This is a genomic window from Streptomyces sp. NPDC004658, assembly GCF_040609555.1.
GTDB lineage: Bacteria > Actinomycetota > Actinomycetes > Streptomycetales > Streptomycetaceae > Streptomyces.
Genome location: NZ_JBEXKG010000268.1, coordinates 1 through 6,154, shown reverse-complemented (window position 1 = coordinate 6,154; position 6,154 = coordinate 1). Strand labels below are relative to the sequence as shown.

At 72.5% G+C, this 6,154-nt stretch carries 5 protein-coding genes; 3 read left to right on the top strand and 2 right to left on the bottom strand.

The window, feature by feature from the left end; genetic code table 11:
• Window positions 1-1,155, top strand: a 1,155-nt coding sequence (locus tag ABZV94_RS39415) for a biotin/lipoyl-containing protein (protein ID WP_356349543.1), incomplete at its 5' end; no start/stop codon positions are given.
• Between the two features lie 748 nt (window positions 1,156-1,903).
• Here the strand turns inward: ABZV94_RS39415 and ABZV94_RS39410 are convergent.
• Both ABZV94_RS39410 and ABZV94_RS39405 read right to left on the bottom strand, forming a co-directional pair.
• Window positions 1,904-2,848: a DeoR/GlpR family DNA-binding transcription regulator gene (locus ABZV94_RS39410; RefSeq protein WP_356349541.1), complete on the bottom strand. Its 945-nt coding sequence runs from the start codon at window positions 2,846-2,848 to the stop codon at window positions 1,904-1,906.
• Between the two features lie 166 nt (window positions 2,849-3,014).
• Window positions 3,015-4,463: an NAD(P)H-quinone dehydrogenase gene (locus tag ABZV94_RS39405; protein WP_356349539.1), complete on the bottom strand. Its 1,449-nt coding sequence runs from the start codon at window positions 4,461-4,463 to the stop codon at window positions 3,015-3,017.
• 85 nt (window positions 4,464-4,548) lie between these two features.
• Between ABZV94_RS39405 and ABZV94_RS39400 the strand changes: the two genes are divergently transcribed.
• Complete coding sequence (locus ABZV94_RS39400) at window positions 4,549-4,986, top strand: gamma-glutamylcyclotransferase (protein ID WP_356349536.1); 438 nt, start codon at window positions 4,549-4,551, stop codon at window positions 4,984-4,986.
• Window positions 4,987-5,109: 123 nt separating this feature from the next.
• A complete protein-coding gene (locus tag ABZV94_RS39395; RefSeq protein WP_014674592.1) occupies window positions 5,110-5,934 on the top strand; it encodes a purine-nucleoside phosphorylase in 825 nt (274 codons plus the stop codon).
• Window positions 5,935-6,154 lie beyond the last annotated feature (220 nt).

Below are 6,154 nucleotides of genomic sequence, written 5' to 3'. Positions count from 1 at the left end.
CACGTGGAGACCCAGTGCCTGGCCGACAAGCACGGCAACGTGGTCGTCGTCTCCACCCGTGACTGCTCCCTGCAGCGCCGCCACCAGAAGCTGGTCGAGGAGGCCCCGGCGCCGTTCCTGTCCGAGGAGCAGGTCGCCGAGCTGTACCGGGCGTCGAAGGCCATCTTGAAGGAGGCCGGCTACGAGGGCGCCGGCACCTGTGAGTTCCTGGTCGGCCAGGACGGCACGATCTCCTTCCTGGAGGTCAACACCCGCCTGCAGGTGGAGCACCCGGTGACCGAGGAGGTCGCCGGCATCGACCTGGTCCGCGAGATGTTCCGCATCGCCGACGGCGAAGAGCTCGGTTACGACGACCCGGTGCTGCGCGGTCACTCGTTCGAGTTCCGTATCAACGGCGAGGACCCGGGCCGCAACTTCCTCCCGGCGCCGGGTACGGTCACCCGGTTCGACCCGCCGTCCGGCCCCGGTGTCCGCCTGGACGCGGGCGTGGAGTCCGGCTCGGTCATCGGCCCGGCCTGGGACTCCCTGCTCGCCAAGCTGATCGTGACCGGCCGCACCCGCAAGGAGGCCCTGGAGCGCGCCGCCCGCGCCCTGGACGAGTTCCAGGTCGAGGGCATGGCCACGGCGATCCCCTTCCACCGCGCGGTGGTACGGGACCCCGCCTTCGCCCCCGAGCTGACCGGCTCCACGGAGCCCTTCGCGGTGCACACCCGGTGGATCGAGACCGAGTTCGTCAACGACATCAAGCCGTTCGCCGCGCCCGCCGACGCCGAGGCGGAGGAGGAGCTGGGCCGGGAGACGGTCGTCGTCGAGGTCGGCGGCAAGCGCCTGGAGGTCTCGCTGCCGTCGTCGCTGGGCATGAGCCTGGCCCGCACCGGCCTCGCGGCCGGCGCCAAGCCCAAGCGCCGCGCGGCGAAGAAGTCCGGCCCCGTCGCCTCGGGCGACACCCTCGCCTCGCCCATGCAGGGCACGATCGTGAAGATCGCCGTCGAAGAGGGCCAGGAGGTCAAGGAAGGCGACCTGGTCGTCGTCCTGGAAGCCATGAAGATGGAACAGCCCCTCAACGCCCACAAGGCGGGCACCATCAAGGGCCTGACCGCCGAGGTCGGCGCGTCCATCACGTCGGGCGCGGCGATCTGCGAGATCAAGGACTGACCCCGCCCGGAACCCCCTTCCCACGCCCGGCGAACCGGCCGCCCCGGTCCGCCGGGCGTGGCGTTCCCGGCGCCCGCTCACGGAAGGGGCGGACCGCGCGTGGCCGTCCGCTCCGAGCGGGCGAACCAGCGGCCCGGCCGGCACGGACCGGACCGAGGGAACGATTCACCGTCAGTTCGGCGGAGTGCCGGACTTGTTGCCCGATGCCAGGGACCGCCCGAGACGGCACCCGGGTGCGGCACCGGCCGCCCCGGTCCGCCGGGCGTGGCGTTCCCGGCGCCCGCTCACGGAAGGGGCGGGCCACGCTCGGCCGTCCGCTCCGAGCGGGCGAACCAGCGGCCCGGCCGGCACGGACCGGATGACCGAGGGAACGATTCACCGTCAGATCGGCGAAGTGCCGGACCTGTTGCCCGATGCCAGGGACGCCCGAGACGGCACCCGGGTGCGGCACCGGCCGCCCCGGTCCGCCGGGCGTGGCGTTCCCGGCGCCCGCTCACGGAAGGGGCGGGCCACGCTCGGCCGTCCGCTCCGCGCGGGCGAACCAGCGACCCGGCCGGCACGGACCGGATGACCGAGGGAACGATCACCGTCAGTTCGGCGGAGTGCCGGACAGGGGACCGGCGAAGGCACCCGGGTGCGGCACCGGCGGCGCGGTCCGCCGGGCGGTGTCCCCTCTCGGCCCCCGCCGGACCGGGGCCTGTCGTGTGGATCAGGCCCCGCGTCCGCGAGCTGATGCGGACGACAGGTCCTAACGGCGCCGCAGGTCGGCGACGCGCCCCCGGTCCGTGGCCGTCGGCTCGCCCAGGCCCGTGGTGGAGCGGAGGGCGGAAGAGCCCGGTACGTGGCCCCTGCGCGGTCCCGGCAGGGGAGCGCGGCGGCCCGCCGGGACCTGGTCACCCCCCGGGTTCCCGCTCGCCCCCGCAACGGCGATCTGCACGCCCTGGTCCGCGAGCGCCTGCAACTCGGTGGCTGCGCGGTCGTCGTGGGCCGGCGGCTCGTCGGTGACCAGCCGGGTGATGAGGTCCGTCGGCACGGTCTGGAACATGGTGTCCGTGCCGAGCTTGGTGTGGTCGGCGAGGACCACGACCTCCGCGGCGGCCTGGACGAGGGCCCGGTCGACGGATGCCGAGAGCATGTTGGAGGTGGACAGGCCGCGCTCGGCCGTCAGGCCGCTTCCGGAGAGGAATGCCTTCGACACGCGCAGACCCTGGAGGGACTGTTCCGCACCGGAGCCGACGAGGGCGTAGTTGGAGCCGCGCAGGGTGCCTCCGGTCATCACGACCTCCACCCGGTTGGCGTGGGCCAGCGCCTGCGCCACCAGGAGGGAGTTGGTGACGACCGTCAGGCCCGGCACGCGCGCGAGCCGGCGGGCCAGCTCCTGCGTGGTCGTACCGGCCCCGACCACGATGGCCTCGCCTTCTTCGACGAGGCCCGCGGCGAGGTCGGCGATGGCCGTCTTCTCGGCGGTCGCGAGGTGGGATTTCTGCGGAAAGCCGGACTCTCGCGTGAACCCGCCCGGCAGTACCGCACCGCCGTGTCGGCGGTCGAGGAGTCCTTCTGCCTCCAGTGCCCGCACGTCCCGCCGTACGGTCACTTCGGAGGTCTGGACGACGCGGGCGAGCTCACGGAGCGACACGGCACCGTTCGCTCGCACCATTTCAAGGATCAATTGGCGACGTTCAGCAGCGAACACGAAACTGACAGTAACCCCAGCGACCGTCTGGTTTCAGCAGTTTGCGCCGAATAACAGAAGTTGTTCGCATGGCGGGGCGGGAAGTGGTATAGAACCCGCCCGCCCCGACTATGCCGGCCGCACACGCCGCAACCCCCTGTGACCAGGGGGGAGTCGGCCGGGACCGTCAGGCCTCCGCGCTCGCCTTGCGGGTGTGCAGCTGCCGGGCGACCTCCGCGATCGACCCCGAAAGGGAGGGGTACACCGTGAACGCGTTCGCGATCTGTTCGACCGTCAGATTGTTGTCGACGGCGATCGAGATGGGGTGGATCAGTTCCGAGGCGCGGGGCGCCACCACCACACCGCCCACGACGATCCCGGTGCCCGGCCGGCAGAAGATCTTCACGAAGCCGTCCCGGATGCCCTGCATCTTGGCGCGCGGGTTGCGCAGGAGCGGGAGCTTGACGACCCTCGCGTCGATCTTGCCCGCGTCCACGTCCGCCTGGGTGTAGCCGACGGTGGCGATCTCGGGGTCGGTGAAGACGTTCGAGGACACCGTCTTCAGGTTCAGCGGGGCCACCGCGTCGCCCAGGAAGTGGTACATGGCGATGCGCCCCTGCATGGCGGCGACGGACGCGAGGGCGAAGACCCCGGTCACGTCACCGGCCGCGTAGACGCCGGGAGCGGTCGTCCGGGACACCTTGTCCGTCCAGATGTGACCCGACTCGCGCACCTTGACGCCGGCCTCCTCCAGACCGAGGCCCGCGCTGTTCGGGACGGCACCGACGGCCATCAGGCAGTGCGTGCCGCTGATGACCCGGCCGTCGGCCAGCGTCACCTCGACCCGGTCGCCGACGCGCTTGGCGGACTGCGCGCGGGAGCGGGCCATGACGTTCATGCCGCGGCGCCGGAAGACGTCCTCCAGGACGGCGGCGGCGTCCGGGTCCTCACCCGGCAGCACGCGGTCCCGGGAGGAGACCAGCGTGACCTTCGACCCCAGCGCCTGGTACGCGCCGGCGAACTCGGCACCGGTCACACCCGACCCGACCACGATCAGCTCTTCCGGCAGCTCGGTGAGGTCGTAGACCTGGGTCCAGTTGAGGATGCGCTCGCCGTCGGGCCGGGCGTCGGGCAGCTCGCGCGGGTGACCGCCGGTGGCGATGAGGACGGCGTCGGCGGTGAGGGTCTCCTCGGTGCCGTCGGCGGCGGTGACGACGACCTTCCGGGACCCGTCCAGGGCCTGCATGCCCTCCAGCCGGCCGCGCCCGCGCATGACCCGGGCGCCGGCGCGGGTGACGGAGGCGGTGATGTCGTGGGACTGGGCGAGGGCCAGCCGCTTCACCCGGCGGTTGACCTTCCCGAGGTCCACGCCGACCACCCGGGCCGCCTGCTCCAGCGGCGGGGTGTCGTCGGCGACGATGATGCCCAGCTCCTCGTACGAGGAGTCGAAGGTGGTCATCACCTCGGCCGTAGCGATAAGGGTCTTCGACGGCACGCAGTCGGTCAGCACCGACGCTCCGCCCAGACCGTCGCAGTCGACGACGGTCACCTCCGCGCCGAGCTGAGCGGCGACCAGCGCCGCTTCGTATCCGCCGGGTCCGCCACCGATGATCACGATCCGAGTCACGTACTCCATTGTCCCGCACGCTTCAAGGTGCTACTGCCCGGGGGCGCCACCGGGTCACCCGGGGCGCGCGGTGCGCCTGCCGTACCCTCTCCCCATGTCGCTCTATGCCGCGTACGCCGGCAACCTCGACGCGCGCCTGATGTCCCGCCGCGCCCCGCACTCGCCGCTGCGCGCCACCGGCTGGCTGAACGGCTGGCGGCTGACCTTCGGCGGTGAGCAGCTGGGCTGGGAGGGCGCGCTGGCGACGATCGTCGAGGACCCGCTGGCCGCGGTCTTCGTCGGCCTGTACGACATCGCACCCATGGACGAGGAGTCGCTCGACCGGTGGGAGGGCCTGGGTCTCGACATCTACCGCCGGGTACGCGTGCGCGTGCACACCCTGGACGGTGAGGAGCCGGCCTGGACGTACGTCCTCAACGCGTACGAGGGCGGGCTGCCGTCGGCGCGCTACCTGGGGGAGATCGCCGACGCGGCGGAGTCGGCCGGGGCCCCGCACGACTATGTGATGGAACTGCGCAAGCGCCCCTGCTGACCCTTCGCGGCGCGTCGCGGCGCCGTTTTTCCGGCTGTTTGTGGAAACCGACAAGACAACGAAGGCAAACCCGTGGGCTCTGTCATCTACGCGCGTAGGCGAAGACCGGCTACCCTCATCGGCGTGAACGCATCTCTTCTTCCGGACGACATCCAGGGCGACCCCTACGCCGCCGCCGACGCCGCCGCCGCGCGCCTGCGCGCCCTCACCGGCGCCGAGACCCACGACGTCGCCCTCGTGATGGGCTCCGGCTGGGCTCCGGCCGTCGACGCCCTGGGGGCACCCGACGCCGAGTTCCAGGTCACCGAGCTGCCCGGCTTCCCGCCGCCGGCCGTCGAGGGCCACGGCGGCAAGATCCGCTCGTACTCCTTCGGTGACAAGCGGGCCCTGGTCTTCCTGGGCCGCACCCACTACTACGAGGGCCGCGGCGTGGCGGCGGTGGCGCACGGCGTCCGTACGGCCGTCGCGGCCGGCTGCAAGACCATCGTGCTGACCAACGGCTGCGGCGGTCTGCGCGAGGGCATGCGGCCCGGCCAGCCGGTGCTGATCAGCGACCACATCAACCTGACGGCGACGTCCCCGATCGTCGGCGCGAACTTCGTCGACCTGACGGACCTGTACTCGCCGCGCCTGCGCGCCCTGTGCAAGGAGATCGACCCCACGCTGGAGGAGGGCGTCTACGCCCAGTTCCCCGGCCCGCACTACGAGACCCCGGCCGAGATCCGCATGGCCCGCGTCATCGGTGCGGACCTGGTCGGCATGTCCACGGTCCTGGAGGCCATCGCCGCCCGCGAGGCCGGCGCCGAGGTGCTCGGCATCTCCCTGGTCACCAACCTGGCCGCGGGCATGACCGGCGAACCCCTCAACCACGAGGAGGTCCTCCAGGCCGGCCGCGACTCGGCGGCCCGCATGGGCGAACTGCTGGCCCGGGTACTGGGCAGGATCTGAGCGGGGCAGTGCCTTGGCTTCGAGCGGGGCGGTGCGCTTGGCTTTGAGCGGGCACGCTGACGCGACCGGCTCCGAGCGAAGCGCCACACTCGGCTTCGGACGGGGCGGCGCGCTTGGCTCAGCGGGCGCGGTGCCGCGACCGGCTCGGGGCGAGGCGGGGCGCCCGGCTCGCTTCGGGCGGGGCAGTGCGCCTGGCCTTGAGCGGGCGCGGTGTCACGAC